General features: G+C 62.2%; 26 protein-coding genes. 12 read left to right on the top strand and 14 right to left on the bottom strand.

What is annotated here, in order from left to right; all coding sequences use genetic code 11:
• Positions 1-126 precede the first annotated feature (126 nt).
• Positions 127-825, bottom strand: coding sequence for a PspA/IM30 family protein (locus V8689_RS25680; protein ID WP_014720114.1), 699 nt, complete (start codon positions 823-825; stop codon positions 127-129).
• 17 nt (positions 826-842) lie between these two features.
• On the bottom strand, positions 843-1,424 hold the full coding sequence (locus V8689_RS25685) for a YjfI family protein (RefSeq protein ID WP_032895109.1): 582 nt from the start codon (positions 1,422-1,424) through the stop codon (positions 843-845).
• A gap of 555 nt (positions 1,425-1,979) precedes the next feature.
• Between V8689_RS25685 and V8689_RS25690 the strand changes: the two genes are divergently transcribed.
• The 6 genes from V8689_RS25690 (at position 1,980) to V8689_RS25715 (ending at position 8,244) form a co-directional block, all read left to right on the top strand.
• On the top strand, positions 1,980-2,624 hold the full coding sequence (locus V8689_RS25690) for an NAD(P)H-dependent oxidoreductase (RefSeq protein ID WP_056785221.1): 645 nt from the start codon (positions 1,980-1,982) through the stop codon (positions 2,622-2,624).
• On the top strand, positions 2,563-2,940 hold the full coding sequence (locus V8689_RS25695) for a MerR family transcriptional regulator (protein ID WP_078467689.1): 378 nt from the start codon (positions 2,563-2,565) through the stop codon (positions 2,938-2,940). The genes V8689_RS25690 and V8689_RS25695 overlap by 62 nt, the downstream gene beginning before the upstream one ends.
• 156 nt (positions 2,941-3,096) lie before the next feature.
• A complete protein-coding gene (locus tag V8689_RS25700; protein WP_003194556.1) occupies positions 3,097-3,339 on the top strand; it encodes an exodeoxyribonuclease VII small subunit in 243 nt (80 codons plus the stop codon).
• Positions 3,336-4,223 carry a (2E,6E)-farnesyl diphosphate synthase gene (gene ispA, locus V8689_RS25705; RefSeq protein WP_056785226.1) on the top strand — a complete coding sequence of 296 codons (888 nt, stop codon included), beginning with the start codon at positions 3,336-3,338 and terminating at the stop codon, positions 4,221-4,223. The genes V8689_RS25700 and ispA overlap by 4 nt, the downstream gene beginning before the upstream one ends.
• A gap of 110 nt (positions 4,224-4,333) precedes the next feature.
• The gene (dxs, locus tag V8689_RS25710; protein WP_056785229.1) at positions 4,334-6,232 is read left to right on the top strand and encodes a 1-deoxy-D-xylulose-5-phosphate synthase; all 1,899 of its coding nucleotides are present in this window, start codon (positions 4,334-4,336) and stop codon (positions 6,230-6,232) included.
• Positions 6,233-6,369: 137 nt separating this feature from the next.
• The gene (locus V8689_RS25715) at positions 6,370-8,244 is read left to right on the top strand and encodes a TonB-dependent receptor domain-containing protein (RefSeq protein ID WP_056785231.1); all 1,875 of its coding nucleotides are present in this window, start codon (positions 6,370-6,372) and stop codon (positions 8,242-8,244) included.
• Between the two features lie 90 nt (positions 8,245-8,334).
• Here the strand turns inward: V8689_RS25715 and V8689_RS25720 are convergent, their stop codons facing one another.
• The 11 genes from V8689_RS25720 to nrdR all read right to left on the bottom strand — a co-directional run bounded on the left by V8689_RS25720 (position 8,335) and on the right by nrdR (position 16,598).
• On the bottom strand, positions 8,335-9,120 hold the full coding sequence (locus tag V8689_RS25720; RefSeq protein ID WP_056785235.1) for a cobalamin-binding protein: 786 nt from the start codon (positions 9,118-9,120) through the stop codon (positions 8,335-8,337).
• Positions 9,117-9,536 (bottom strand): hypothetical protein, encoded by a 420-nt coding sequence (locus V8689_RS25725; RefSeq protein ID WP_056785238.1) that lies wholly within the window; start codon positions 9,534-9,536, stop codon positions 9,117-9,119. Before V8689_RS25725 ends, V8689_RS25720 begins: the two co-directional genes overlap by 4 nt.
• On the bottom strand, positions 9,533-10,150 hold the full coding sequence (ribA, locus tag V8689_RS25730) for a GTP cyclohydrolase II (RefSeq protein WP_003194569.1): 618 nt from the start codon (positions 10,148-10,150) through the stop codon (positions 9,533-9,535). Before ribA ends, V8689_RS25725 begins: the two co-directional genes overlap by 4 nt.
• Before the next feature lie 217 nt (positions 10,151-10,367).
• Entirely contained in the window at positions 10,368-11,090 is a 723-nt protein-coding gene (locus V8689_RS25735; RefSeq protein ID WP_056785241.1) for a substrate-binding periplasmic protein, read from the bottom strand.
• Between the two features lie 54 nt (positions 11,091-11,144).
• Positions 11,145-12,110, bottom strand: coding sequence for a thiamine-phosphate kinase (gene thiL / locus V8689_RS25740; RefSeq protein ID WP_056785244.1), 966 nt, complete (start codon positions 12,108-12,110; stop codon positions 11,145-11,147).
• An 18-nt stretch (positions 12,111-12,128) separates the two neighbouring features.
• On the bottom strand, positions 12,129-12,629 hold the full coding sequence (gene nusB, locus V8689_RS25745) for a transcription antitermination factor NusB (protein WP_014720126.1): 501 nt from the start codon (positions 12,627-12,629) through the stop codon (positions 12,129-12,131).
• The gene (gene ribH, locus V8689_RS25750; protein WP_003194576.1) at positions 12,626-13,102 is read right to left on the bottom strand and encodes a 6,7-dimethyl-8-ribityllumazine synthase; all 477 of its coding nucleotides are present in this window, start codon (positions 13,100-13,102) and stop codon (positions 12,626-12,628) included. The genes nusB and ribH overlap by 4 nt, the downstream gene beginning before the upstream one ends.
• 88 nt (positions 13,103-13,190) lie before the next feature.
• A complete protein-coding gene (gene ribBA, locus V8689_RS25755) occupies positions 13,191-14,282 on the bottom strand; it encodes a bifunctional 3,4-dihydroxy-2-butanone-4-phosphate synthase/GTP cyclohydrolase II (RefSeq protein WP_003194579.1) in 1,092 nt (363 codons plus the stop codon).
• 15 nt (positions 14,283-14,297) lie between these two features.
• Positions 14,298-14,960: a riboflavin synthase gene (locus V8689_RS25760; RefSeq protein ID WP_003194580.1), complete on the bottom strand. Its 663-nt coding sequence runs from the start codon at positions 14,958-14,960 to the stop codon at positions 14,298-14,300.
• Positions 14,961-15,009: 49 nt separating this feature from the next.
• Entirely contained in the window at positions 15,010-16,137 is a 1,128-nt protein-coding gene (gene ribD, locus V8689_RS25765; protein ID WP_056785247.1) for a bifunctional diaminohydroxyphosphoribosylaminopyrimidine deaminase/5-amino-6-(5-phosphoribosylamino)uracil reductase RibD, read from the bottom strand.
• Positions 16,134-16,598, bottom strand: coding sequence for a transcriptional regulator NrdR (gene nrdR, locus V8689_RS25770; protein ID WP_019818855.1), 465 nt, complete (start codon positions 16,596-16,598; stop codon positions 16,134-16,136). Before nrdR ends, ribD begins: the two co-directional genes overlap by 4 nt.
• A 139-nt stretch (positions 16,599-16,737) precedes the next feature.
• Here nrdR and V8689_RS25775 point away from each other — a divergent pair, with 139 nt between their 5' ends.
• The 3 genes from V8689_RS25775 to trxA all read left to right on the top strand — a co-directional run bounded on the left by V8689_RS25775 (position 16,738) and on the right by trxA (position 19,366).
• Positions 16,738-17,193, top strand: coding sequence for a YbaY family lipoprotein (locus V8689_RS25775; RefSeq protein WP_056785249.1), 456 nt, complete (start codon positions 16,738-16,740; stop codon positions 17,191-17,193).
• On the top strand, positions 17,190-17,846 hold the full coding sequence (locus V8689_RS25780; protein ID WP_044269058.1) for a class I SAM-dependent methyltransferase: 657 nt from the start codon (positions 17,190-17,192) through the stop codon (positions 17,844-17,846). The genes V8689_RS25775 and V8689_RS25780 overlap by 4 nt, the downstream gene beginning before the upstream one ends.
• Before the next feature lie 647 nt (positions 17,847-18,493).
• Positions 18,494-19,366, top strand: coding sequence for a thioredoxin (gene trxA / locus V8689_RS25785; protein WP_056785251.1), 873 nt, complete (start codon positions 18,494-18,496; stop codon positions 19,364-19,366).
• 89 nt (positions 19,367-19,455) lie between these two features.
• On the opposite strand, the gene V8689_RS25790 is transcribed toward trxA, so the two are convergent.
• The gene (locus V8689_RS25790) at positions 19,456-19,800 is read right to left on the bottom strand and encodes a hypothetical protein (protein WP_056785253.1); all 345 of its coding nucleotides are present in this window, start codon (positions 19,798-19,800) and stop codon (positions 19,456-19,458) included.
• Positions 19,801-19,930: 130 nt separating this feature from the next.
• Here V8689_RS25790 and V8689_RS25795 point away from each other — a divergent pair, with 130 nt between their 5' ends.
• The 3 genes from V8689_RS25795 to V8689_RS25805 all read left to right on the top strand — a co-directional run bounded on the left by V8689_RS25795 (position 19,931) and on the right by V8689_RS25805 (position 22,656).
• The gene (locus V8689_RS25795; RefSeq protein ID WP_056785257.1) at positions 19,931-20,530 is read left to right on the top strand and encodes a DUF2796 domain-containing protein; all 600 of its coding nucleotides are present in this window, start codon (positions 19,931-19,933) and stop codon (positions 20,528-20,530) included.
• A gap of 148 nt (positions 20,531-20,678) precedes the next feature.
• Complete coding sequence (locus V8689_RS25800) at positions 20,679-21,389, top strand: ABC transporter ATP-binding protein (RefSeq protein ID WP_044269070.1); 711 nt, start codon at positions 20,679-20,681, stop codon at positions 21,387-21,389.
• Between the two features lies 1 nt (position 21,390).
• Positions 21,391-22,656: an ABC transporter permease gene (locus V8689_RS25805; RefSeq protein WP_056785259.1), complete on the top strand. Its 1,266-nt coding sequence runs from the start codon at positions 21,391-21,393 to the stop codon at positions 22,654-22,656.
• Positions 22,657-22,661 lie beyond the last annotated feature (5 nt).

The raw sequence follows: 22,661 nt of genomic DNA on the forward strand, positions 1-22,661 counted from the left end.
ACACCGCCCCCCTGTGGGAGCGGGCTTGCTCGCGAAGGCGCCAGCTCAGTCAACATTGACAGCGACTGCCCCACCGCTTTCGCGAGCAAGCCCCACTTTGGTCTGCGCTGCTTGGACTTGCCTTTATTACTCAGCCGACTTTTGCTTCAAACGCTCCAGAATCGCATTGGCACTGCCTTCGTTCGGCGTAATGCCGGCATCGCGCAGTTTGCGTTCCAGGTCTGTCCCCGTCGACGCTTCAGCCAGTTCATCCTGGGCTTGCAGCTCAGCGGCACGTTGCTGCTGCTTGGCCTGCAAGCGATTGAGCGTACCAACCGCGGTTTCCAGCTTGCCGTTGGCACCGCCGCTGGCAATGGAGGCGCTGACCTGGGCCTTTTGCACGCTGTCGCGAGCCTTGGCCATGTCCACTTGCTGACGCAGGCTTTTGATGCGGCTCTCGGCCTTGGTGATGTCTTTGCGCATGCTCTCAGCGTACCCACCGAACTCGGTGGTCTGCTTTTGCTCCACGTCCCGCTCGTTGGTCAGGGTCGAAATGGCTTCGGCCACTTCCAGGGCGAGGTCTTCACGGTTGGCCTGGATAGCGGCCATTGCCTTGGATTCCAGGTCTTTGATCTTGGCGTCGTACTCGCCAACACGATCAGCCGCCAGTTTGTGCTTGGCCATGATGCTCACCAGCTCACGCTTGGCGTTGGCCAAGGCGCTGTCTGCATCGCGAATTTCCTGGTCAAGGATGCGCAGGGCCTGTTGGTCGACGATCGATTCGCCGACTTCGCTGGCACCGCCACGCAGCGCGGTGAACAATTTGCTCCAGATGGACTGAGTCATTGGATTTTCCCGAATAATTAAATGAAGAAACGTTCGAAGGCTTCGCTGGCGCGCTGCACGTTATCAACCAGGGTTTTCACCTCGGTCACGATGTTGGTCAGGCTGGAGTCGGAGCTGAGCGCACCGAACATGTTGTAAACCACCTGCCCGTTCGGCATGGACTCGATGCCGATGGACGACAACGGGAACATCTCCCGGCTGCGCAGCACGGCGTCGTTGAAGGCCGGCACGTCGTTGATCGACTCAGCGTCGACCAGGACGGTATCCACGATAATTTGCTCGCCCACCACCGCGATATAAATCGGCAAGCCACCAAAGTCGTTCATCTCAAGCTTGATGCTGGACTCGGAGCCTTGGACGAGAGAAAGCGTAATGTCATTGGACGTCACGTCATCCAGGGCCTGAAGAGCACTGAAGAGGCGATCGATATTCCAGTTGGTACCTGCGCTCATGAAATTCTCCGACATGAATGAGCCAGCCAGGATCGGTTGGCGTAGCTGTTTCTCCATTTGCTTGAGCAGGCTTCGGTTTTCGGGAAGCACCCAAGTCTCGTGTTTCACATAACCGGCCGCCGCCAGCCCCGCACGCATCTGCTTCATGTAAAAGCTCGACGGCTTTTTTGCGGACGGCTTCAAGCGCTCTCCCTTGAGGCTTGCTGAATCGGTATCGGGCCCTGCTGATGGGCTCGATGGAGAGCTGCTGTTCATGGTACTGACCTCGCTGCGAAAAACTCACGCGTGAGAAAATCTACAGGCAATCGGCAAGGGACTCAATAGCTCACGCGTGAGATTTTTCCTTACGTTTTTCAGCCACCGAAAAGACCCAGCCTACCCCGCCAACTCTCGCTCGATTTGCTCGTCTGCCGGGAAGTTTGTCCAAAAGCGCGACTTGATGGCGCCAAAACAATTGTGCAGCAGCCTGTTGCACAATTTTCCGAATCCGGAGCCTTAGCAAAAGCACGCCTGTACTTGAAATCGCGCGGCGAAGAACCCTGATGTCAGGGAAGGCAGGCTAGCCAGCCCACAGTACCGTCACAAGCGTTCATGAGCACTTCAGGAAGGGTCCTGCGCACCTCACAGAAAGGTCCTGCTGGCCCTTGACTCTCCCCTATACGGCAACCCCTAGCCTGAATGCCCTTTTCAGGACCTATCACCATGAGTCAGCGCATCCTGGTCATTCTCGGCCACCCGTCCGCCGATAGTTTTTGTTCCGCTCTCGCGCACACTTATATCCACGCCGCTAAAACGGCCGGCCACGAAGTCCGCGTCCTGCGCCTGGGTGATCTCAGCTTCGACCCGATTCTTCATCATGCTTACACTCAGGTTCAAGCGCTGGAACCCGACTTGCTCAACGCCCAAGCCGACATCCTTTGGGCCGAGCACCTGGCGTGGGTTTTCCCTGTTTGGTGGGGCGGTGTCCCGGCTCTGATGAAGGGCTTTATCGAGCGCGTTTTCCTCCCCGGCTTTGCCTTCAAATATCGCGCAGGCAAGGCATTCCCAGACAAGCTGTTAAAGGGCAGAACCGCGCACTTGTTAGTGACCCTCGACACGCCGCCGTGGTATTACCGCTGGGTTTATCGCATGCCGGCTATCCACCAGATGCGTCGTACCACACTGGCGCTTTGTGGCATCACGACGAGCAAGACGCTGCTGTTGGGGCCGGTGCTGGGCTCTACGCTGACGCAGCGGGCCAAGTGGCTGAAACAGACCGGCGCACTATTTGAAAAAGGGAGTTTTCATGTACATCGGCAAAGCCGCGCAGTTGTCCGGCACGACCATCAAGGCAATTCGTCACTATGAGGCGATCGGGCTGATGCCCGCGCCTGCGCGTCAGGGCGGTTATCGCGTTTATACCGAGCAGAGTGTCGAGCGGCTGATGTTTATAAAGTGCGCGCAACAGCTGGGGTTCAAGCTCAAGGAATTGCAGGAGATTTTGCTGGGGTACGAGGGTAATGCGCTTCCTTGGGACAAGGCTGATCAAGCCATCGCCAATAAGAAGCAAGCGTTAGCCATGCAAATTGTGGCATTGCAGAATATGCATCGGGGTTTGTTGGCCTTCGAGGCCCAATTGAAAGCGGCGCAGGGGGAGTGCTCGGTCGCCATGAAAGCAAGCTGAGACTCGGTGAGCCGAATAAGGTCGCTAATCGGCTCATTGGGTGAGCCGAATAAACCCATCAATCGGCTCACATCCCCTTGTGTGCGCCACTCATTTGCCCCAATCCCCCATGTCTGCTAGTGTCGCGCCGGTTTACCGTCTACCGGAATTGCCGCCATGGCCCGCAAAAAAGTTGCACTCGATTTCGAACAATCCCTCGCCGACCTGCAAGCTTTGGTCGAGCGTCTGGAGAACGGCGAGTTGTCGCTGGAAGACTCGTTGACGGCGTTTGAGCAAGGCATCGGCCTGACCCGCGACTGTCAGAGCGCGTTGGCGCAGGCGGAGCAGAAGGTCCAGGTGTTGCTCGAGCGTGACGGGGAGTTGGCCGAAGAGCCTTTCGATGCGGAACAGCCGGAATGATCAGCGCGTATCAGGCCAGTAGCCAAGCCCGGGTGAATGCGGCGCTGGAGCCCCTGTTTGTTGCGCCAAGCCCGGAAATGACGCGCCTCTATGCAGCCATGCGCTACAGCGTGATGAATGGTGGCAAGCGTGTGCGCCCGTTGCTGGCCTATGCGGCCTGCGAAGCCCTGGGTGCGCCGGCGGCCGAGGCCAATGGTGCGGCGTGCGCGGTGGAGTTGATCCACGCTTACTCCCTGGTGCATGACGATTTGCCAGCCATGGACGACGACGACTTGCGCCGCGGCCAGCCCACCACCCACAAAGCCTTCGACGAGGCTTACGCGATCCTGGCGGGCGATGGTTTGCAGAGCCTAGCGTTCAGCGCATTGCTGGACCCGCGCTTGAGCAGCGTCAACGCCGAGATCCGCCTGCGCATGGTCACCGCCTTGGCCCACGCCGCAGGCCCGGCCGGCATGGTCGGCGGGCAAGCCATCGACATGGGCTCGGTCAGCCTCAAGCTGGATCAAAAAGCCCTGGAACACATGCATCGCCACAAGACCGGCGCGCTGATTGAGGCGGCCGTGCAGTTGGGCGCCCTGGCCAGTGGCCGCGCCGACGCCGAGCACTTGGCGGCCCTGCAGACCTACTCCCGCGCTATCGGCCTGGCCTTCCAAGTGCAGGACGATATTCTCGACGTGGAAAGTGATACCGCCACCCTGGGCAAACGCCAAGGCGCCGATATCGCACGGGACAAGCCGACTTATCCTGCATTGCTCGGGCTGCAAGCCGCCAAGGCGTATGCCATCGAGCTGCGCGACCAGGCCCTGGACGCCCTGCGACGTTTCGACGCGGCGGCCGAGCCACTGCGTGACCTGGCGCGGTATATCGTCGAACGTCGCCACTGACAGCCGCGGCCATTTGCGCCGCATATCGGCCAAGTTCGGCGCTCTGCGTGGGCAGTTTGCACGGCTTGAGGTAAACTGCCGCCTCTTCTATACCTATAACGATTCGCCTGATGCCCACGACGTTTCAAGAGATTCCCCGCAAACGCCCGTCCACGCCCCTGCTCGACCGTGCTGCCACGCCGGACGGCCTGCGTCGACTGGGTGAAGCCGAGCTGGAAACCCTGGCCGATGAGCTGCGCCTGGAATTGCTCTACACGGTCGGCCAGACCGGTGGGCATTTTGGCGCCGGGCTGGGCGTGATCGAGCTGACCATCGCCTTGCATTACGTGTTCGACACCCCGGACGACCGGCTGGTGTGGGACGTGGGCCACCAGGCGTATCCGCATAAAATCCTCACCGGCCGTCGCGAGCGCATGGCCAGCCTGCGCCAGAAGGACGGCCTGGCCGCCTTCCCGCGCCGTGCCGAGAGCGAGTACGACACCTTTGGCGTCGGCCACTCCAGCACCTCCATCAGTGCAGCGCTGGGCATGGCGATTGCCGCCCGCCTGCAAGGCAGTGAGCGCAAGGCGATTGCGGTGATTGGTGATGGCGCGCTGACCGCCGGCATGGCCTTCGAAGCGCTGAACCATGCGCCGGAAGTGGACGCCAACATGTTGGTGATCCTCAACGACAACGACATGTCGATTTCGCGCAACGTGGGTGGCCTGTCCAATTACCTGGCGAAGATCCTCTCCAGCCGTACCTACGCCAGCATGCGCGAAGGCAGCAAGAAAGTGCTGTCGCGTCTGCCTGGCGCTTGGGAAATTGCGCGTCGCACCGAAGAATATGCCAAGGGCATGCTGGTACCCGGCACGCTGTTCGAAGAGCTGGGCTGGAACTACATCGGCCCTATCGACGGCCACGACCTGCCCACCCTGATCGCCACGTTGCGCAACATGCGCGACCTCAAGGGCCCGCAGTTCCTGCATATCGTCACCAAAAAAGGCAAAGGCTTCGCTCCGGCGGAAGTCGACCCGATTGGTTACCACGCGATCACCAAACTCGAACCCCTCGATGCCCCCGCCGCCGCGCCGAAAAAGGCCAGCGGGCCGAAGTATTCCGGGGTGTTTGGCGAATGGCTGTGCGACATGGCCGCCGCCGACCCGCGCCTGGTGGGTGTTACCCCGGCGATGAAGGAAGGCTCCGACCTGGTGGCGTTCAGCGAGCGTTTCCCGCTGCGTTACTTCGATGTGGCGATTGCCGAGCAACACGCCGTGACCTTCGCGGCCGGCATGGCCTGCGAAGGCGCCAAGCCGGTGGTGGCGATCTACTCCACCTTCCTGCAACGCGGTTATGACCAGCTGGTTCACGATGTGGCGGTGCAGAACCTCGATGTGCTGTTCGCCATCGATCGCGCCGGCCTGGTAGGCGAAGACGGCCCGACCCATGCCGGCAGTTTCGACCTGTCGTACCTGCGTTGCATCCCCGGCATGCTGGTGATGACACCGAGCGACGAAAACGAACTGCGCAAGATGCTCAGCACCGGCCATCTGTACAACGGCCCGGCCGCCGTGCGGTACCCACGCGGCACCGGCCCCAACGCCGTGATCGAAAAAGACCTGGAGCCGATTGAAATCGGTAAAGGCATTGTGCGTCGCCAAGGCAGCAAAACCGCGTTCCTGGTGTTTGGCGTGCAACTGGCCGAAGCCTTGAAAGTCGCTGAGAAGATCGACGCCACCGTGGTCGACATGCGGTTCGTCAAGCCACTGGACGAAGCACTGGTACGCGAAATTGCCGCCAGCCATGAGCTGCTGGTGACCGTCGAAGAAAACGCCATCATGGGCGGCGCCGGTGCGGCGGTCAGCGAGTTCCTGGCGCGGGAGAACATCCTCAAGTCAGTGCTGCACCTGGGCTTGCCGGATGTATACGTCGAACACGCCAAGCCGGCGCAGATGCTGGCTGAATGCGGGCTGGATGAGGCGGGTATCGAGGCGTCCGTTCGCGAGCGTCTGGCGCTACTGACTCTGTAATCAGCCCCAACTGTGGGAGCTGGCTTGCCTGCGATGACGGCGGCACATTCGCTAACAATGTGTCAGATACACCGTTATCGCAGGCAAGCCAGCTCCCACAGTGGTTTTGCATGATCTTAAAATGCCATGGACAGCCCATGAAACGCCTGTGCCTTGCCCTGCTACTGCTTCCCTGCGCCGACCTGCTCGCCGACACCCGCGACCAGGCCCTGAAGCTCTCCGACGTGGTTATCAGCGCCAACCGCCAAGTCCAGGCGCGTAATGACAGCAGCGCCGCCAACACTGTATTCACCCGCGCCGACATCGACCGCCTGCAACCCACCAGCGTCACCGACCTGCTCAGCCGCGTGCCCGGCGTGCAAGTTGCGCCAACCGGTGGGCGTGGCAGTTTGCCGGGGGTTTTCATTCGTGGCACCAAGTCGGCGCAGAGCCTGGTGCTGGTGGACGGCCAACGCATCGCCAACACCACCTCCGGCGACAGCGGCTTGCAATACCTCAACGTCGATCAGATTGAACGGGTGGAAGTGCTGCGCGGTTCACGTTCGGTGATTTACGGCAGCGATGCGATTGGCGGGGTGATTCAGGTGTTCACCCGGCGCAATGCCGAGCAAGGCTTGCAGCCACGCTTGAAACTGGGGTTTGGCAGCAACCAGACCTGGGAGCGCAGCCTGGGCCTGTCGGGCGGCGATGAACACACGCGTTTCAACCTGGGCGCGAGCCTGGATGAAACTGCCGGTATCAACGCAAGCCACGCGTCGTTCCCAAGTGACGGCGACCATGATGCCTACCGCAACCAGTCGATCAGCCTGAACCTCAGCCATTCGTTCAGCGATGAGCTGGAGGCGGGGTTCAACCTGTTGGATAACCGTGGCAAGTCGGAGTACGACAACAGTTATGGCCGCTACGACGGCGCCACCGGGCAGAGCTTCGGTCAGAAACCCTACACGGACTACACCGTGAGCAGCGCTAGCGGCTATGTCGATGCCAAGCTCAATGACCACTGGCAGTCGCGCCTGGAACTGGGCCACAGTGAAAACCGCGACACCAAGCACGATACCCTCAGCAATGATTACAGTGCATTCAACACCTACCGCGACTCGGTCAATTGGCAGAACGACCTGACCCTGGATGAGCAAAACAGCCTGATTGTCGGCGGCGACTGGTACGAAGATCGTTTCCACGGTTCCACCACCTTTACCGAGAACAGCCGCTGGAACCGGGCGGCCTTTGTGCAGCACCGCTTCAAGAGCCAGTGGTTTTCCACCGAGCTGGGCGTGCGCCGCGACCAGAACCAGCAGTTCGGCGGCCAGAACAGTTGGAGCGGCACCCTGACCGTGCCGGTCAACCCTGACAATGACCTGCTCCTGAGCTACAGCGAAGGCTTCCGCGCGCCGACCTTCAACGACCTCTATTACCCCGACACGCAGTACAGCAACCCCAACCTGCAACCCGAGACCTCAAAGAGCTACGAGCTGCAATGGCGCAGCCAACTGACCGACAGCGCACGCCTGGAAGCCTCGCTGTATCGCACCGACCTGAGCGACGCGATCATCCTTGACGCCGGCAAGCCGCAAAACGTGGCGTCGGCGCGGATCAACGGCTTTGAAGCGGCGCTCAAGCAGGAATTGTTTGGCTGGCAGGGCAACCTGGGCCTGTCGCTTATCGACCCGCGTGACCGTGACAGCGGCCACACCCTGGCACGTCGCGCACGGCGCACGGTGAACCTGGATCTGGACCGACAATTTGATCAGCTCGGTCTCGGCGCCAGCTGGCAGGCGATCAGCAGCAGCTACGACGATGAAGCCAACCGCAACCGTCTGGGCGGTTATGCCTTGTTGGGGCTGCGCGGTAGCTGGGCGTTGAACCGGGAGGTGTCGTTGTCGCTGAAAGTGGATAACGTGCTGGACAAGTCTTATGCACGGGCGAAGTACAGCTACCTCGGGGAAGCTCAGAATTATCGTGAGGAAGGTCGGGTGTGGATGTTCGGGGTGACGTGGACGCCTGAGATCTAAGTAACCTGAACCGGCGTCATCGCAGGCAAGCCAGCTCCCACAATTGAAATGCATTCCCCTGTGGGAGCTGGCTTGCCTGCGATAGCGGTGTCACAGGTTCGGCGCAATCACCTGACACAACCGCGCTACCGCCTCAAGCATCTGCCCACTCGGCCGTTCCAGGCCCTTGTCCGGCACCAACCGCACCCGCGGCGCCATCATTGGCCATGCCTTCCAGGCTTCCTTCTGAGCCTGATCCCCCACCAGGATCACCTCGGGATCACGCGCCAGCACCGACTCGATATTCACCTGCGGCGCCGGCAACTTCAGGTCATCAAACACATTGCGCGCCCCGCACACGCTGAGGGCATCGCTGATGATCTGCCCGCCGCCCACGGTGTACAGCGGTTGGTTCCACACCTGGTAGAACACCCGCAGCGGCTCGGCCCGCCGGTAGCGCTGGCGCAACTCGGCCAAGCGCTGGTGCAATTGTGCGGCACGCTCACGCCCCGCCTCAGCGCGGCCCAATTGCTCGGCAATGGCCTGCACCTGGGTGGTCAGTTGTTCAAGGCTGTGGGGTTCGGCGACGTACACCGGGATGTTCAACCGCTGGAGCTGCTCGCGCTGGGCCGGGCCGACGCTGCCAGGCCACAGCAGGATCAGGTCGGGCTTGAGGCTGAGCAGGCGCTCCATGTCCAACTGGCCGTAATGCCCGACCGAGGGCACCTTCGCCAACGCCGCCGGGCGATCGCCACCGTCAAGCACGCCGACCAGCAAGTCGTCGGCCCCCAGTTCAAGCACGATTTCAGACAGTGATGGCGCCAGGCTGACGACGCGTTCGACCGCCAACGCCTGGGCACTGAATACCAGCAGCAGCGCCAGCCAGTAGCGCTTCATCCCAACTGACGCGGTATGCGATAGAGGTAGAACAGCACCAGCGTCGACAGCGCCAACAGAAACAGCGGCACCGCCTCCAGGCCGACGAACACCGCCAGCGCGCCGATCCAGGCAGGCAGCGCGGCCACCAGCAAGGCCGTGCGCCGACGCGCCGCCAGGGTGATCCAGGCTGCGGGTTCTTCAGCAGTATCAAGGGCTTTGGAGGTGGCGATCAGCGCGTGTTTATAGGCATGAAAATAACGCAGGCTGAGAAACATCGAGGCCACGCCAGCGATGAAGAACGGCATGGCCAAGACGGGCAACAAGGATTCAGCGCGGCCAAACAGCAGGTTGATCACGAACAAGGGCAGCAATGCCAGGGCCAGGTACTGCCACCAACTGAAGGACAGTCGCCGTTTCACCTGGCCACGGGTCACGCGCGGTCGACCTCGCCCTGATGCTCGTTGCCCATCATGTGGTCGAGCTTGCTGGCTTTGGTGGCCAGGTAGAGTTTGTTGTGCGGGTTGTGCCCGGTGTGCAGCGGCACACGCTCGGCCACGGTGATGCCCATCTCGGTCAAGGCTTTGACCTTGCGGGGGTTGTTGGTCATCAGGCGCAGGGATTTGACCCCCAGGTGCTCGAGCATCGGCAGGCAGATGGCGTAGTCGCGCTGGTCGGCGGCGAAGCCCAGGCGCTCGTTGGCCTCCACGGTATCGGCACCGCCGTCTTGCAGCTCGTAGGCGCGGATCTTGTTCAACAGGCCAATGCCGCGGCCTTCCTGACGCAAGTACAGCAACACGCCACGGCCTTCACGGGCGATGGCCTGCAGTGCGGCCTCCAGTTGCGAGCCGCAGTCACAGCGCTGGCTGAACAGCGCATCGCCGGTCAGGCACTCGGAATGCACACGCCCCAGCACCGGCTCACCATCGGTGATGTCGCCGAGGCTGAGCACAACGTGCTCGCGCCCGGTGGCTTCTTCAAGAAAGCCGTTCATGGTGAACGTGGCAAAAGGGGTAGGCAGCTTGGAAGCGGCGACGAAAACGACGGGCACCGTGTGCTCCTGATTTCAGATTTCACAGAGGCGGGCATTGTAACAGCACGTTCCTACAGACGCTTAAGCTGAATTATCGCTGATAAAGATCAATAGGTTCGATTGGCCTTTGGATTGATTCTATGTAGGCGCGAGCTTGCTCGCGAAAGTGGTCAACGATGACGGGGTATCCTGGGTGAACGTGGCGTTTATGAGTTTTTCGCGAGCAAGCTCGCTCCTACAGGGGGTAGGGTTGTTTCCAGCGGTCGAAAATTGCTTTCAGTTCACCGGTCTTGACCAGGCTGGCCAAGCGCTGGTCATACACGGCCATCAATGCCCTGCCGCGCTCGGTGTCGGCGAAGGCTACGTAGAGCGGTAGTTCAGCGATATGGGTGAGTTTGAATAGCGCCGGGTCTTGCGCCTGGCTGAGCACGTATTTGGCTTCGGTAAGGGCATCGATATAAAAATCGGCACGACCGTGTTGCAGCATTGGCAGAATGCCGCTGCGTCGCTCGATCTGGTTGAAGCGCTGCACATTGGGCAGGTAACCCTCGTACTTGTAACCACGCACCCAGGCCAGGCGGTACTTGCCCAGGGTTGCCAACGTCGGCGTGGGTGCAGTGGCCAGCCCGAGGGCGTAGACGTGATCGGCGTCGAAGTTCCAGCGCGGGTACAGCACACCACTGGCCTCCTCGCGATAGGTGCCGACACACCCATCCACCTCACCACGCTGGGCCAGGCCGATCGAGCGGGTGTAGGGCACGCTGCGGGTGTGCACGGTGATGCCAGCCGGTTCAAAGACTTGGCGCAACACGTCCCAGGCCAAGCCGCTGCCATCTTTGTTGGTGTAGTCGTTCCATTCCTCACTGGCCAGCACGATTTTGCCGGGCACGGGAGTGCTCGCCTGGGCCAGGGAAGCGAAGGTACACAGCACGATCAGCAGCCAGCGGCATGCAGCCATGGTCACGGCCTCTTACTCGGGATAATCGTATAAAGGGTAGCGCAGAGCGCCGGCTTAGGGCGTCTGGCGAAAATGCTGGTAGCCGCGCACAGCCGGGGTGATGTCCTGGCCGTTGCCGTCGAGCAGCGTCACGCCCTGCCCCGCTTCGACTCGGCCGATCACGTGCACTGGCCAGCCAGCGGCCTGCAACGGTGCCAACTGGGACGGTGGCAAGGTGAACGCCAGCACGTAGTCGTCGCCTCCGCTCAACGCCGCCACTTGAGCCTGGTCTTCACCGACAAACGCCAGCAAGGGCGCAGACAACGGCAACCGGTGGCGCTCAACCACCAGGCGCACCGCTGACGCCTTGGCGATATGTCCGCAATCGGCCAGCAGCCCATCGGAGATATCCATGGCCGCAGTCGCTTTGCCCCGCAACGCCAGCCCCAGGGCCAGCTGCGGTTGCGGCGACCAGTAATGCGCCAGCAGCGGCTCGGCAATGACCGCGTCAGCCGTGCGTTGCCCCAATACCAGCGGCAAGGCGCCCGCGGCATTGCCCAGCTCGCCGCCGACACACAGCAAATCACCCGGCTGAGCACCGCTGCGCGTCAAGGCCTGGCCAGCCGGCACACGGCCGAACACGGTCAAGGTGAGGCTCAGCGGCCCACGGGTGGTATCGCCGCCCACCAAGCCTACGCCGCAGCTTTGCGCCATGGCGTTCAAGCCTTGGGCATAGCGTTGCAGCCAATCGGCTTCGACGCTCGGCGTGGTCAGGGCAAGGGTAAACGCGAGGGGCTGGGCGCCCATGGCGGCCAGGTCGCTCACCGCCACGGCCAGCGAGCGCTGGCCGAGCAGGAACGGGTCACAGGGGTCGGCAAAATGCACGCCCGCCACCAGCGTATCGGTGGAAACTGCCAGTTGCTCCCCAGCGGGAAGCGCCAGCAAGGCGCAGTCGTCGCCGATCCCCAGGGCAATGCCTTCGCCGCCTTGCGCACAAGGCGCGGCGGCGAAGTAGGTGCGGATCAGCTCAAACTCACCCATTGAAGACTCAAGCGCAGATTAGCGCTTGTGTTCCTTCACTTCGGCTTCACGCAGGCGCGGGGCCAGTTTGTCGAGCACGCCGTTGACGAACTTGTGGCCGTCGGTCGAACCGTAGACTTTCGCCAGTTCGATGCCTTCGTTGATCACCACGCGGTACGGCACGTCAACGCGCTTGAGCAGTTCCCAGGTGGACAAGCGCATCACGCACAGCTCAACCGGGTCGAGTTCTTCGATGGTCAGGTCCAGGCAAGGCGCCAGGGCTGTGTCGATCTCGGTCAGGTTGGCGTGCACGCCGTGCAGGATGTCGTGGAAGTAGCTCTGGTCGGCGAAGGTGAAATCGTTATCGACGCGAAACTGTGCCTCGATTTCGTTCAGCGAAGCGCCCGCCAGGTGACGCTGGTACAGCGCCTGGGTCGCAAGTTGACGCGCCTTGCGGCGCTTCTCGCTCTTGGACGGTTTGCCGGCATCGGCAGGACGCGGGTCCTGAGGGTTGAACTGATCGCTCTCGTCGGAAATCACTTGGCCTCCAACTGCGACAGCAGGCTGACCATTTCCAGGGCGGACAAGGCAGCTTCGGCGCCTTTGTTACCGGCCTTGGTGCCGGAACGCTCGATGGCTTGTTCGATGGAATCCACGGTCAGTACGCCGAAAGCGACTGGCACGCCGAACTCCATGGACACCTGGGCCAGGCCCTTGGTGCATTCGCCGGCCACGTATTCGAAGTGCGGGGTGCCGCCACGAATCACTGCGCCCAAGGCGATGATCGCCGCGTATTCACCCTGCTGAGCAACTTTTTGCGCAACCAGTGGAATTTCGAAGGCGCCAGGCGCGCGGATAAGGGTGATATCGCTCTCGCTCACGCCGTGGCGAACCAGGGCGTCAACCGCACCGCTTACCAGGCTTTCAACCACGAAGCTGTTGAAGCGGCCAACCACTAGGGCATAGCGGCCTTTGGGGGCGATGAAGGTACCTTCGATGGTCTTCAGGGTCATTCGACAAATCTCTTAAAGAGCCGGGACGCGAAAAGTGCGTCCCTCAGTGATGATTTAACCGCGAACAAGGGGCAAGAATCGCCGGCCTTTATTCGGAGGGCACGTATTCTACAACTTCCAGGTCGAATCCGGATATCGCATTAAATTTCATCGGTGCGCTCATCAGGCGCATTTTGCGCACACCGAGGTCGCGCAGGATCTGCGAACCGGCACCAACGATGCTGTAGGTGGTCGGCTTTTTAACCGGCACGGCATCAGCGGTTTCGCGGATATGCGCCAGCAATACATCGCCGTCCAGCGGGTGACCAAGCAACAGCACCACACCGCTGCCAGCCTCGGAAACCGCGGCCATGGCGGCGCGCAGGCTCCAGCGGCCTGGCTGCTTGACCATCAGCAGGTCACGCAGAGGGTCCATATTGTGCACGCGCACCAGGGTCGGCTCTTCGGCGCAAATGTTGCCCAGGGTCAGGGCCATGTGCACGTCGCCTTCCACTGAATCACGGTAGGTCACCAAATTGAATTGGCCCAGTTCGCTGTCCAGTGGCTGCTCGGCAATCCGCTGAACGGTACGTTCGTGGATCATGCGGTAGTGAATCAGGTCGGCGATGGTACCGATCTTGAGGTTGTGCTCGGCGGCAAAGGCTTCGAGTTCAGTACGACGGGCCATGGTGCCATCGTCGTTCATCACTTCGCAGATCACCCCGCTTGGCTCGAAACCGGCCATGCGCGCCAGGTCGCAGGCGGCTTCGGTGTGGCCGGCGCGGGCCAGCGTACCGCCCGGTTGGGCCATCAGCGGGAAGATGTGGCCCGGGCTGACGATGTCTTCGGCCTTGGCGTCTTTCGCAGCGGCGGCTTGCACGGTGCGGGCGCGGTCAGCGGCGGAAATGCCGGTGGTGACGCCCGTGGTGGCTTCAATGGACACGGTGAACTTGGTGCCGAAACCCGAGCCATTGCGCGGCGCCATCAAGGGCAGCTTGAGCAATTCGCAGCGTTCGCGGCTCATGGGCATGCAGATCAGCCCACGGGCGTGCTTGGCCATGAAGTTGATGTGCTCGGGCTTGCACGCCTCGGCGGCCATGATGATATCGCCTTCGTTCTCGCGATCTTCGTCATCCATGAGGATGACCATCTTGCCTTGGCGGATGTCTTCAACCAGTTCTTCGATGCTATTGAGCGCCACGCGGCACCCCCTTGGTCAGGATTTCAGGTAGCCGTTAGCGGCCAGAAAACTTTCGGTGATGTTACCGGTTGCAGGCTCTGCGGCCTTTTCGCCCAACAACAGGCGCTCCAGGTAACGGGCAAGCAAGTCCACTTCCAGGTTCACCCGGCGGCCCGGCTGGTACGAGGCCATGATGGTTTCGCTGAGGGTGTGGGGAATGATGGTCAGTTCGAATTCGGCGCCATTCACGGCGTTCACGGTCAGGCTGGTGCCATCGACGGTGATCGAGCCTTTGTGGGCGATGTACTTGGCCAGCTCTTTGGGCGCGCGGATACGGAATTCCACCGCGCGGGCGTTTTCGCTGCGGGCGACCACTTCGCCGACGCCGTCGACATGGCCGCTGACCAGGTGACCGCCCAGGCGGGTGGTCGGCGTCAGGGCTTTTTCCAGATTGACCGGGCTGCCGGCCGCAAGATCATTCATCGCGGTGCAGTCCAGGGTTTCCCGGCTGACATCGGCAGCAAAGCCGTTGCCCGGCAGCTCGATGACGGTCAGGCATACGCCACTGACGGCGATGCTGTCGCCCAGCTTGACGTCGCCGAGGTCCAGCTTGCCGGTTTCAACCAGCAGGCGGACATCGCCGCCTTTGGGGGTCATTGCACGGATGCTGCCGATGGATTCGATAATGCCGGTGAACATTTCGTTCTCCTGAAAACGAGAGGGCTGCCGCTTAAGCGCAGGCCGGGAATTATACGCTCGCTGCTGGCATAGGGATGGCAGTGACTCGCCAGTCGTCGCCCACAGCGCGCATTTCGGTAATCTTGAGTTGGGGGGCATCGGCCAACTTCTCAAGCGGCCAGTCCAGCAACGGGCGGGCAGCGGAGCCGAGGAACTTGCCGGCGATGAATATCACGTACTCATCCACCAGGCCTTGTTGGGCAAACGCGCCAGCCAGGCTTGGGCCGGCTTCCACCAACACATCGTTGACGCCACGGGCAGCCAGGGCGACCAATGCCGAGCGCAGGTCAACCTGGCCTTCCACGCCCGGCACCACCAGGCACTCGGGGCCACGGGGGAACTGGTTCTCCGGGGTGACGCAGGTGATGACCAATGCCGGGCCGGCCTTGAAGAACGGTGCGTTGAGCGGCACCCGCAGGCGGCCATCGATCAGCACGCGCAACGGCGGGCGCGACATGGCCAGGGCGGTGGTTGCTTCGTCCAGGCCCAGTTCGGCGGCGCGTACGGTCAAGCGGGCACCGTCGGCCAGTACCGTGTCGGCACCGGTCAGCACCACACTGGCCTCGGCACGCAAGCGCTGTACCGCAGCACGGGCAGCGGGGCCGGTGATCCATTGGCTTTCGCCGCTGGCCATCGCCGTGCGGCCGTCCAGGCTCATCGCCAGCTTGACCCGCACGAACGGCAGGCCGTGTTCCATGCGTTTGAGGAAGCCGGGGTTAAGCGCCCGCGCTTGGGCTTCGAGCACACCGCTGCGCACCTCGATACCGGCCTGGGCTAGGCGCTGCATGCCCCGCCCGGCCACTTCCGGGTTCGGGTCCTGCATGCCGGCCACCACCCGGGCGACGCCGGCGGTCACCAGCGCATCGGCGCAGGGCGGCGTACGGCCATGATGGCTGCACGGTTCAAGAGTCACGTACACCGTCGCGCCACGGGCCTTGTCGCCCGCGGCGCGCAGGGCATTGGGCTCGGCATGGGGTTCGCCGGTGCGCTCATGCCAGCCTTCGCCGACAATCTGCCCGTCACGCACAATCACGCAGCCAACCCGCGGGTTGGGATGGGTGGTGTACAGGCCCTTGCGCGCCAATTCGAGGGCGCGGGCCATGTAGTGGGCGTCGAGCACAGCCTGTTCAGAGGTCATTGTTTGGAGGGCTCACGGGCCAGGCGGTCGATCTCTTCGCGGAACTCATTGAGGTCCTGGAAGCGTCGATACACCGAGGCAAAACGGATATAGGCGACTTCGTCGAGCTTTTGCAGCTCGCCCATCACCAGCTCACCGACCACCAGGCTCTTGACCTCGCGCTCGCCGGTCGCCCGCAGCTTGTGCTTGATGTGCACCAGCGCCGCTTCCAGGCGCTCGACACTCACGGGGCGTTTTTCCAGGGCGCGCTGCATACCGGCGCGCAGTTTTTCTTCGTCGAAAGGCTGGCGGCTGCCGTCGGACTTGATCAGACGCGGCAACACCAGTTCGGCGGTTTCGAAGGTGGTGAAACGCTCACCACAGGCCAGGCATTCGCGCCGGCGACGCACTTGGTCGCCCTCGGCGACCAGACGCGAGTCGATGACCTTGGTGTCGTTGGCACCGCAGAAGGGACAGTGCATGGTTGGCAGGCAACAAAAAATGGGAGGGCCATGGTAGCGCATCCCTGTGGCAAGACAAGCCATAGCCTTTACGGTATATAGGCAGGCTTATATGTTTCATATTTTTAAGCCACGGATTTTGTCCTTTCTGGAGCCGTACATGCAGTTACGACCACTCGTTCTACTCAGCCTGTTCAGTTTTCTGGTCGCCTGCAGCAGCGAAGCCCCCAAGCCGGCCGCGCCTCAACCCACCCCGGCGCAAGAGAAAAAAGTCCCAGGCATTGAAGACCTCGGCCCCCTGCCCGCCTATCAGCGCGAAATCAGCGGCAGCCTGACCAACGTGCCGGCTGGCGCCGAAGTCGAGATGGCGCTCTTGGTGATCGACGACCGTTCGCGCCCCCAGCAACTGCTCGCCAGCAGCGTACTGAGCGGCAACGGCAAGCCCCTAGCCTTCCGCCTGCGCTTCAACCCTGAAGCCTTCCCGGCCGGTGCCCGCGTGGAATTGCGCGGCCGCGCCAGCCAGTCCGGCCAGTTGATCCTGCATCTGCCTGCTGTGCGCGTCACCCAGGCGATCACCCAGACCACCGGCCCCCTGCAACTCGTCAAGGCGCCATGACGCCACCGCTGGGCCTGCAACACGCCTTGAGCGCGTTGATTGGCGATGCGCAATTGGTGCCCTGCCCGTTACCGGGCACCGCGTTGTCGTTGTGGCTGCTGGATGCCGACAACATGGACCGTGCCTTCAGCCAGGAAGAAACCCGGCGCATCCTGCATGAGCCGCCCTACTGGAGCTTTTGCTGGGCCAGCGGCCTGGCGTTGGCGCGTTACCTGGCGGCGCATCCCGAGTGGGTCGCCGGCAAACGCGTGCTGGATTTCGGCGCAGGTTCGGGCGTGGCCGGGATCGCCGCCGTCAAGGCTGGCGCCCTGGAGGTGGTGGCCTGCGACCTGGACCCACTGGCCTTGGCCGCTTGCCGCGCGAATGCCGAGCTCAACCAGGTGGCGCTGAGTTATTCGGCAGACTTTTTTGCCGAAGCCGACCGCTTCGACCTGATCCTGGTGGCCGACGTGCTCTACGACCGCGCCAACCTGCCGTTGCTGGATCAGTTCCTCACCCGTGGCCGCGAAGCGCTGGTGGCGGATTCGCGGGTACGGGATTTCCAGCATCCGGATTACCGGCGGCTGGAGATCCTCGAGGCCTTGACCCTGCCGGACCTGGCTGAGCCTTGGGAGTTTCGTAAGGTGAGCCTGTACCATTCGCGGCGTGCTTGAGGCCATCGCGGCATAGGTATCTACACAACTCTGTAGCAGTCGACGGCAACCACGATGCGAAGCGAGCCGCTGTTGATCTTGCTCTTGATCTGCTTTTGATCTCAGGCGCCCCGTTAAACCACGCTGGCCGAACGCAGGCTTGAATCCGTGGGTAACCCGGCAGGACGCCGGGTTAGCCGCCCCGCGCCATGGATGGCGCGTGGCGGCGGCCCACGGATTCAAGTCTGCGTTCGGGCACACCGAGCCTAAGCGAGGTGCCGAGTGGTGGGGCAAGAGCGTTTTGCTTACTTTTGCGCTTTTCAAAAGTGAGCCGCTGTCAGAGCGGAACCCCGAGTGGCCGTTACCTAAATAACGGATATGTACCCGGTCCAACTGTGTTGACTGTCAGGCCGCCATCGCAGGCAAGCCAGCTCCCACATTTGGATCGCGGGGCGTCAGATGGATATGCGCCGGCTGTCCGGTCGTCACGGGAGCAAGCTCCTTCACCACAGGTTAGCGTCGTACCGAAGTTGTGTAGATACCTATGGCCTTCGCGGGCAAGCCCGCACAGGGGGATGCATTTCAAGGTGGGAGCCACCAGGATGCTTTCAGCCAACCTCGTCAGCCCTTATAGTTGCCCCCATTCCCGCTTTATTCGAGACGCCCCCATGAGTGAGCCCACGCCGTACATCTTCGACGTCACCACCGCCAACTTCGACCAGGCCGTTATCCAGAACTCCTTCGAAAAGCCCGTACTGGTCGATTTCTGGGCCGAGTGGTGCGCTCCCTGCAAAGCGCTGATGCCGATGCTGGCGAAGATTGCCGAGAGTTATCAGGGCGAGTTGCTGCTGGCCAAAGTCGACTGCGAAGCCGAACAGGACATCGTGGCGCGTTTTGGCATTCAAAGCCTGCCGACGGTGGTGCTGTTCAAGGATGGCCAACCGGTGGACGGTTTTGCCGGGGCACAGCCGGAGTCGGCAGTACGGGCAATGCTGGAGCCCCATGTGCAAATGCCACCACCGGCTGCGGCGGACCCGCTGGAGCAGGCTCAGGCGCTGTTCAGCGAAGGGCGCATCAGCGAGGCTGAAGCGCTGCTTGTTCAGTTGTTGGGCGAGGACAACACCAACGCCGCCGCGCTGATCCTGTATGCACGTTGCCTGGCTGAGCGCGGTGAGTTGGGTGAAGCCCAGGCCGTGCTCGACGCGGTCAAGAGCGACGACCACAAGGCCGCGCTGGCCGGGGCCAAGGCGCAAATCACCTTCCTGCGCCAGGCTGCGGACTTGCCGGACGCTGCCGAGCTGAAAAGCCGTCTGGCGCAAAACCCGCAGGATGACGAAGCGGCCTATCAGTTGGCGGTCCAGCAACTGGCGCGCCAGCAATACGACGCGGCGCTGGAAGGCTTGCTCAAGTTGTTTATCCGCAACCGCAGCTACAGCGAAGGCCTGCCCCACAAGACCTTGCTGCAGGTGTTCGAATTGCTGGGCAATGATCACCCGCTGGTCACGGTGTACCGCCGCAAGTTGTTTGCCGCGCTGTACTAACCCAACCTTGCTCGCGAAAAACCCATAGGCGCCGCGTTCATTCAGGGTGACCGCGTTACCGTTGACGTTTTTCGCGAGCGAGCTCGCTCCTACAAAGGGCCGACCCAGGTGTAGAGCGGGGTGTCGCCGCCGCTGGCCACCTTCACGTTCGTGCTGTGGCGCAGGCGCACCAGCAGGCGCTTGCCCGCCCCTGCATCGCCGGCCAAGCCCTCGAGTTGGTCGAGCAACTCCAGGCCATTGAGTTGCCCGGCCTTGCGCAGTAAATCCTGGGCGTTCTGCCACAAGTCTTCGTTCTGTTTGACCGGTGCCGCAGTGGGCGCGCTGGGCGTTGGGGCAGCCTGCAGTTGGGCGCCTAATCGCGCCCAATCGCCGTCGTCCAGCTCCAAGGTCAAGTCCACCGGCAGGTCGCCGATGGTTCCACGAATTCGCAACATTGTCCTTACTCCTGCATTTTTTCTGACGGGCATGCTCCCATGCAGCTTGCGCAACACCAAGCAGGCGGTCAAACTCTCGGCTCAATTGTTATAAGATCACATAACAAAACCTTCATCCTGGAGCCCTCTCATGCGCCGTTTGCTGCTCGCTTTGCCGTTTGCCCTGCTGCCACTGGCTGTCGCTCATGCCCATGAAGACCATGACCACGAGCACGGCAGCCTTGGCGCCCATGAACATGGCGTCGGGCGCCTGAATGCCGTGCTGGACGGCCAGGCCCTGGAGCTGGAACTGGACAGCCCGGCCATGAACCTGGTGGGTTTCGAGCATGTGGCAACCAGCGCCGCCGACAAAGCCAAGGTCGCTGCCGTGCGCAAACAGCTGGAAAATCCATCGGCCCTGTTCAACCTGCCCAAGGCCGCAGGTTGTGTGGTCAGCAGCCAGGAACTCAACAGCCCGTTGTTCGGTGACAAACCAGAAGCCGAGCATGACGACGATGACCACGCCACCGACGGCAAAGGCGCCGCCGCCCACGAGCATGATCACGACCACAGTGAAATCCACGCCCATTACCAGTTCACCTGCGCCACGCCGGCAGCCCTGGGCAACCTGGACTTGAGCCAGGTATTCAAGACCTTCCCCGCCACCCAGAAAATTCAGGTACAACTGATCGGCCCGAGCGGTCAGCAAGGTGTTGACGCAACGGCCACCGCCGCCACCCTGAAGTTCTGATGTGAAAACAATGCCCATGTGGGAGCTGGCTTGCCTGCGATACAGGCGACGCGGTGCAGCAGGCACACTGCAGCGATGCCATCGCAGGCAAGCCAGCTCCCACAGTGGATCGGCGCCATCTTCGACTACCAGGCGACACTGACTTCCCATGACTCAAGCGTTAATCGAACTGTCCGACCTGGGCTTCAACTGGCCCGGTCACCCGCAGTTGCTGGACATCCCCGCGTTCCGCCTGGAGCCCGGGGAAACCTTGTTCCTCAAGGGCCCGAGCGGCAGTGGCAAGACCACATTGCTCGGGCTGTTGGGCGGTGTGCAGAAGCCCAGCCAGGGCAGCATCCGCCTGCTCGGCCAGGAGTTGACCGAACTCTCGGCCGGCGCCCGTGACCGTTTCCGTGTGGACCACACCGGCTATATCTTCCAGCAGTTCAACCTGTTGCCGTTTCTGTCAGTGCGTGAAAACGTCGAGCTGCCTTGCCACTTTTCCAAGCTGCGCGCGCAACGGGCCAAACAGCGTCACGGCAGTGTCGACCAGGCCGCGGCCACCCTGCTCGCACACCTGGGTTTGAAGGACCCAAGCCTGCTGGAACGCCGTGCCGATTCGCTGTCCATCGGCCAACAACAACGGGTGGCCGCTGCCCGTGCGTTGATCGGCCAGCCAGAACTGGTGATCGCCGACGAACCCACCTCGGCCTTGGACTACGACGCCCGCGAAGCCTTCCTGCAGTTGCTGTTCGCTGAATGCCGCGAAGCGGGTGCCAGCCTGTTGTTTGTCAGCCATGACCAGAGCCTGGCGTCGCTGTTCGACCGCAACCTGTCGCTGGCCGAACTCAATCGCGCCGCCATGCCCGCAGAGGTTTGAGATGTATCTGTTCCGTCTAGCCATGGCCAGCCTGGCTAACCGCCGCTTTACCGCGATCCTCACCGCGTTTGCCATCGCACTGTCCGTCTGCTTGCTGCTCGCGGTGGAGCGTGTGCGCGTAGAGGCGCGCAACAGTTTCGCCAGCACCATCAGCGGCACCGACTTGATCGTCGGCGCCCGTTCCGGCTCGGTCAACCTGCTGCTGTATTCGGTGTTCCGCATCGGCAACGCCACCAACAACATCCGTTGGGACAGCTACGAGCACTTCGCCGCCAGCCCACAAGTGAAATGGGCGATCCCGATTTCCCTCGGCGACTCCCATCGCGGCTACCGGGTGATGGGCACCAACGAGTCCTACTTCGAGCACTACCAGTACGGGCGCAAGCAAAACCTCGAGCTGGCCAGCGGCCGCGCCTTCGCCACCGACCCATTCGAGGTAGTGCTCGGCGCCGAAGTGGCCGACGCCCTGCATTACAAACTCGGCGACAAGCTGGTGCTGGCCCACGGCGTGGCGGTGGTCAGCCTGGTCAAGCACGACGACAAGCCGTTCACGGTGGTCGGCATTCTCAAGCGCACCGGCACGCCGGTGGACCGCACGCTGCATATCAGCCTCGGCGGCATGGAAGCGATTCATATCGACTGGCACAACGGCGTGCCGGCCCAGGGCAAAGGCCGCATCAGTGCCGACCAGGCGCGCAATATGGACCTGACGCCGCAAGCCATCACCGCGTTCATGCTCGGCCTGAACAACAAGATTTCCACCTTTGCCTTGCAACGGCAGATCAATGAATTCCGTGGCGAGCCGATGCTGGCGATCCTGCCCGGCGTGGCGTTGCAAGAACTGTGGAGCATGATGGGCACTGCCGAAAAAGCCTTGTTTGTGATCTCGCTGTTCGTGGTGCTGACCGGTTTGATCGGCATGCTCACGGCGATCCTCACCAGCCTTAACGAGCGCCGCCGCGAGATGGCGATCCTGCGGTCGGTGGGCGCGCGGCCTTGGCACATCGCAACGCTGCTGATCTTCGAAGCCTTCGCCCTGGCCTTGTCCGGCGTGGTGGCGGGCCTGGGGTTGCTGTACCTGTGCATCGCCGCCTCGCGGGGTTATTTGCAGGCCAATTACGGCCTGGACCTGCCGATGTCGTGGCCGAGCGAATATGAATGGACGCTGCTCGCCGGTATCCTGGCAGCCGCCCTGTTGATGGGCAGCGTGCCCGCGTGGCGCGCCTACCGCCAATCTTTGGCCGATGGCCTGTCCATCCGTTTATGAGGAAG

This window comes from Pseudomonas sp. AK181, from assembly GCF_051122975.1.
GTDB lineage: Bacteria > Pseudomonadota > Gammaproteobacteria > Pseudomonadales > Pseudomonadaceae > Aquipseudomonas > Aquipseudomonas lactis.

Excerpts from the sequence above, each read along its gene's own strand:
- V8689_RS25805 (WP_056785259.1), top strand. The coding sequence starts at position 21,391 with ATGTATCTGTTCCGTCTAGCCATGGCCAGCCTGGCTAACCGCCGCTTT.
- V8689_RS25720 (WP_056785235.1), bottom strand. The coding sequence starts at position 9,120 with ATGAAGCGCTACTGGCTGGCGCTGCTGCTGGTATTCAGTGCCCAGGCG.
- V8689_RS25700 (WP_003194556.1), top strand. The coding sequence starts at position 3,097 with ATGGCCCGCAAAAAAGTTGCACTCGATTTCGAACAATCCCTCGCCGAC.
- V8689_RS25685 (WP_032895109.1), bottom strand. The coding sequence starts at position 1,424 with ATGAAGCAGATGCGTGCGGGGCTGGCGGCGGCCGGTTATGTGAAACAC.
- trxA (WP_056785251.1), top strand. The coding sequence starts at position 18,494 with ATGAGTGAGCCCACGCCGTACATCTTCGACGTCACCACCGCCAACTTC.
- ribD (WP_056785247.1), bottom strand. The coding sequence starts at position 16,137 with ATGACCTCTGAACAGGCTGTGCTCGACGCCCACTACATGGCCCGCGCC.
- V8689_RS25800 (WP_044269070.1), top strand. The coding sequence starts at position 20,679 with ATGACTCAAGCGTTAATCGAACTGTCCGACCTGGGCTTCAACTGGCCC.
- V8689_RS25695 (WP_078467689.1), top strand. The coding sequence starts at position 2,563 with ATGTACATCGGCAAAGCCGCGCAGTTGTCCGGCACGACCATCAAGGCA.
- ispA (WP_056785226.1), top strand. The coding sequence starts at position 3,336 with ATGATCAGCGCGTATCAGGCCAGTAGCCAAGCCCGGGTGAATGCGGCG.
- V8689_RS25780 (WP_044269058.1), top strand. The coding sequence starts at position 17,190 with ATGACGCCACCGCTGGGCCTGCAACACGCCTTGAGCGCGTTGATTGGC.
- V8689_RS25735 (WP_056785241.1), bottom strand. The coding sequence starts at position 11,090 with ATGGCTGCATGCCGCTGGCTGCTGATCGTGCTGTGTACCTTCGCTTCC.
- thiL (WP_056785244.1), bottom strand. The coding sequence starts at position 12,110 with ATGGGTGAGTTTGAGCTGATCCGCACCTACTTCGCCGCCGCGCCTTGT.
- nrdR (WP_019818855.1), bottom strand. The coding sequence starts at position 16,598 with ATGCACTGTCCCTTCTGCGGTGCCAACGACACCAAGGTCATCGACTCG.
- V8689_RS25795 (WP_056785257.1), top strand. The coding sequence starts at position 19,931 with ATGCGCCGTTTGCTGCTCGCTTTGCCGTTTGCCCTGCTGCCACTGGCT.
- V8689_RS25715 (WP_056785231.1), top strand. The coding sequence starts at position 6,370 with ATGAAACGCCTGTGCCTTGCCCTGCTACTGCTTCCCTGCGCCGACCTG.
- V8689_RS25690 (WP_056785221.1), top strand. The coding sequence starts at position 1,980 with ATGAGTCAGCGCATCCTGGTCATTCTCGGCCACCCGTCCGCCGATAGT.
- ribH (WP_003194576.1), bottom strand. The coding sequence starts at position 13,102 with ATGACCCTGAAGACCATCGAAGGTACCTTCATCGCCCCCAAAGGCCGC.
- V8689_RS25760 (WP_003194580.1), bottom strand. The coding sequence starts at position 14,960 with ATGTTCACCGGCATTATCGAATCCATCGGCAGCATCCGTGCAATGACC.
- V8689_RS25680 (WP_014720114.1), bottom strand. The coding sequence starts at position 825 with ATGACTCAGTCCATCTGGAGCAAATTGTTCACCGCGCTGCGTGGCGGT.
- dxs (WP_056785229.1), top strand. The coding sequence starts at position 4,334 with ATGCCCACGACGTTTCAAGAGATTCCCCGCAAACGCCCGTCCACGCCC.
- V8689_RS25775 (WP_056785249.1), top strand. The coding sequence starts at position 16,738 with ATGCAGTTACGACCACTCGTTCTACTCAGCCTGTTCAGTTTTCTGGTC.
- V8689_RS25790 (WP_056785253.1), bottom strand. The coding sequence starts at position 19,800 with ATGTTGCGAATTCGTGGAACCATCGGCGACCTGCCGGTGGACTTGACC.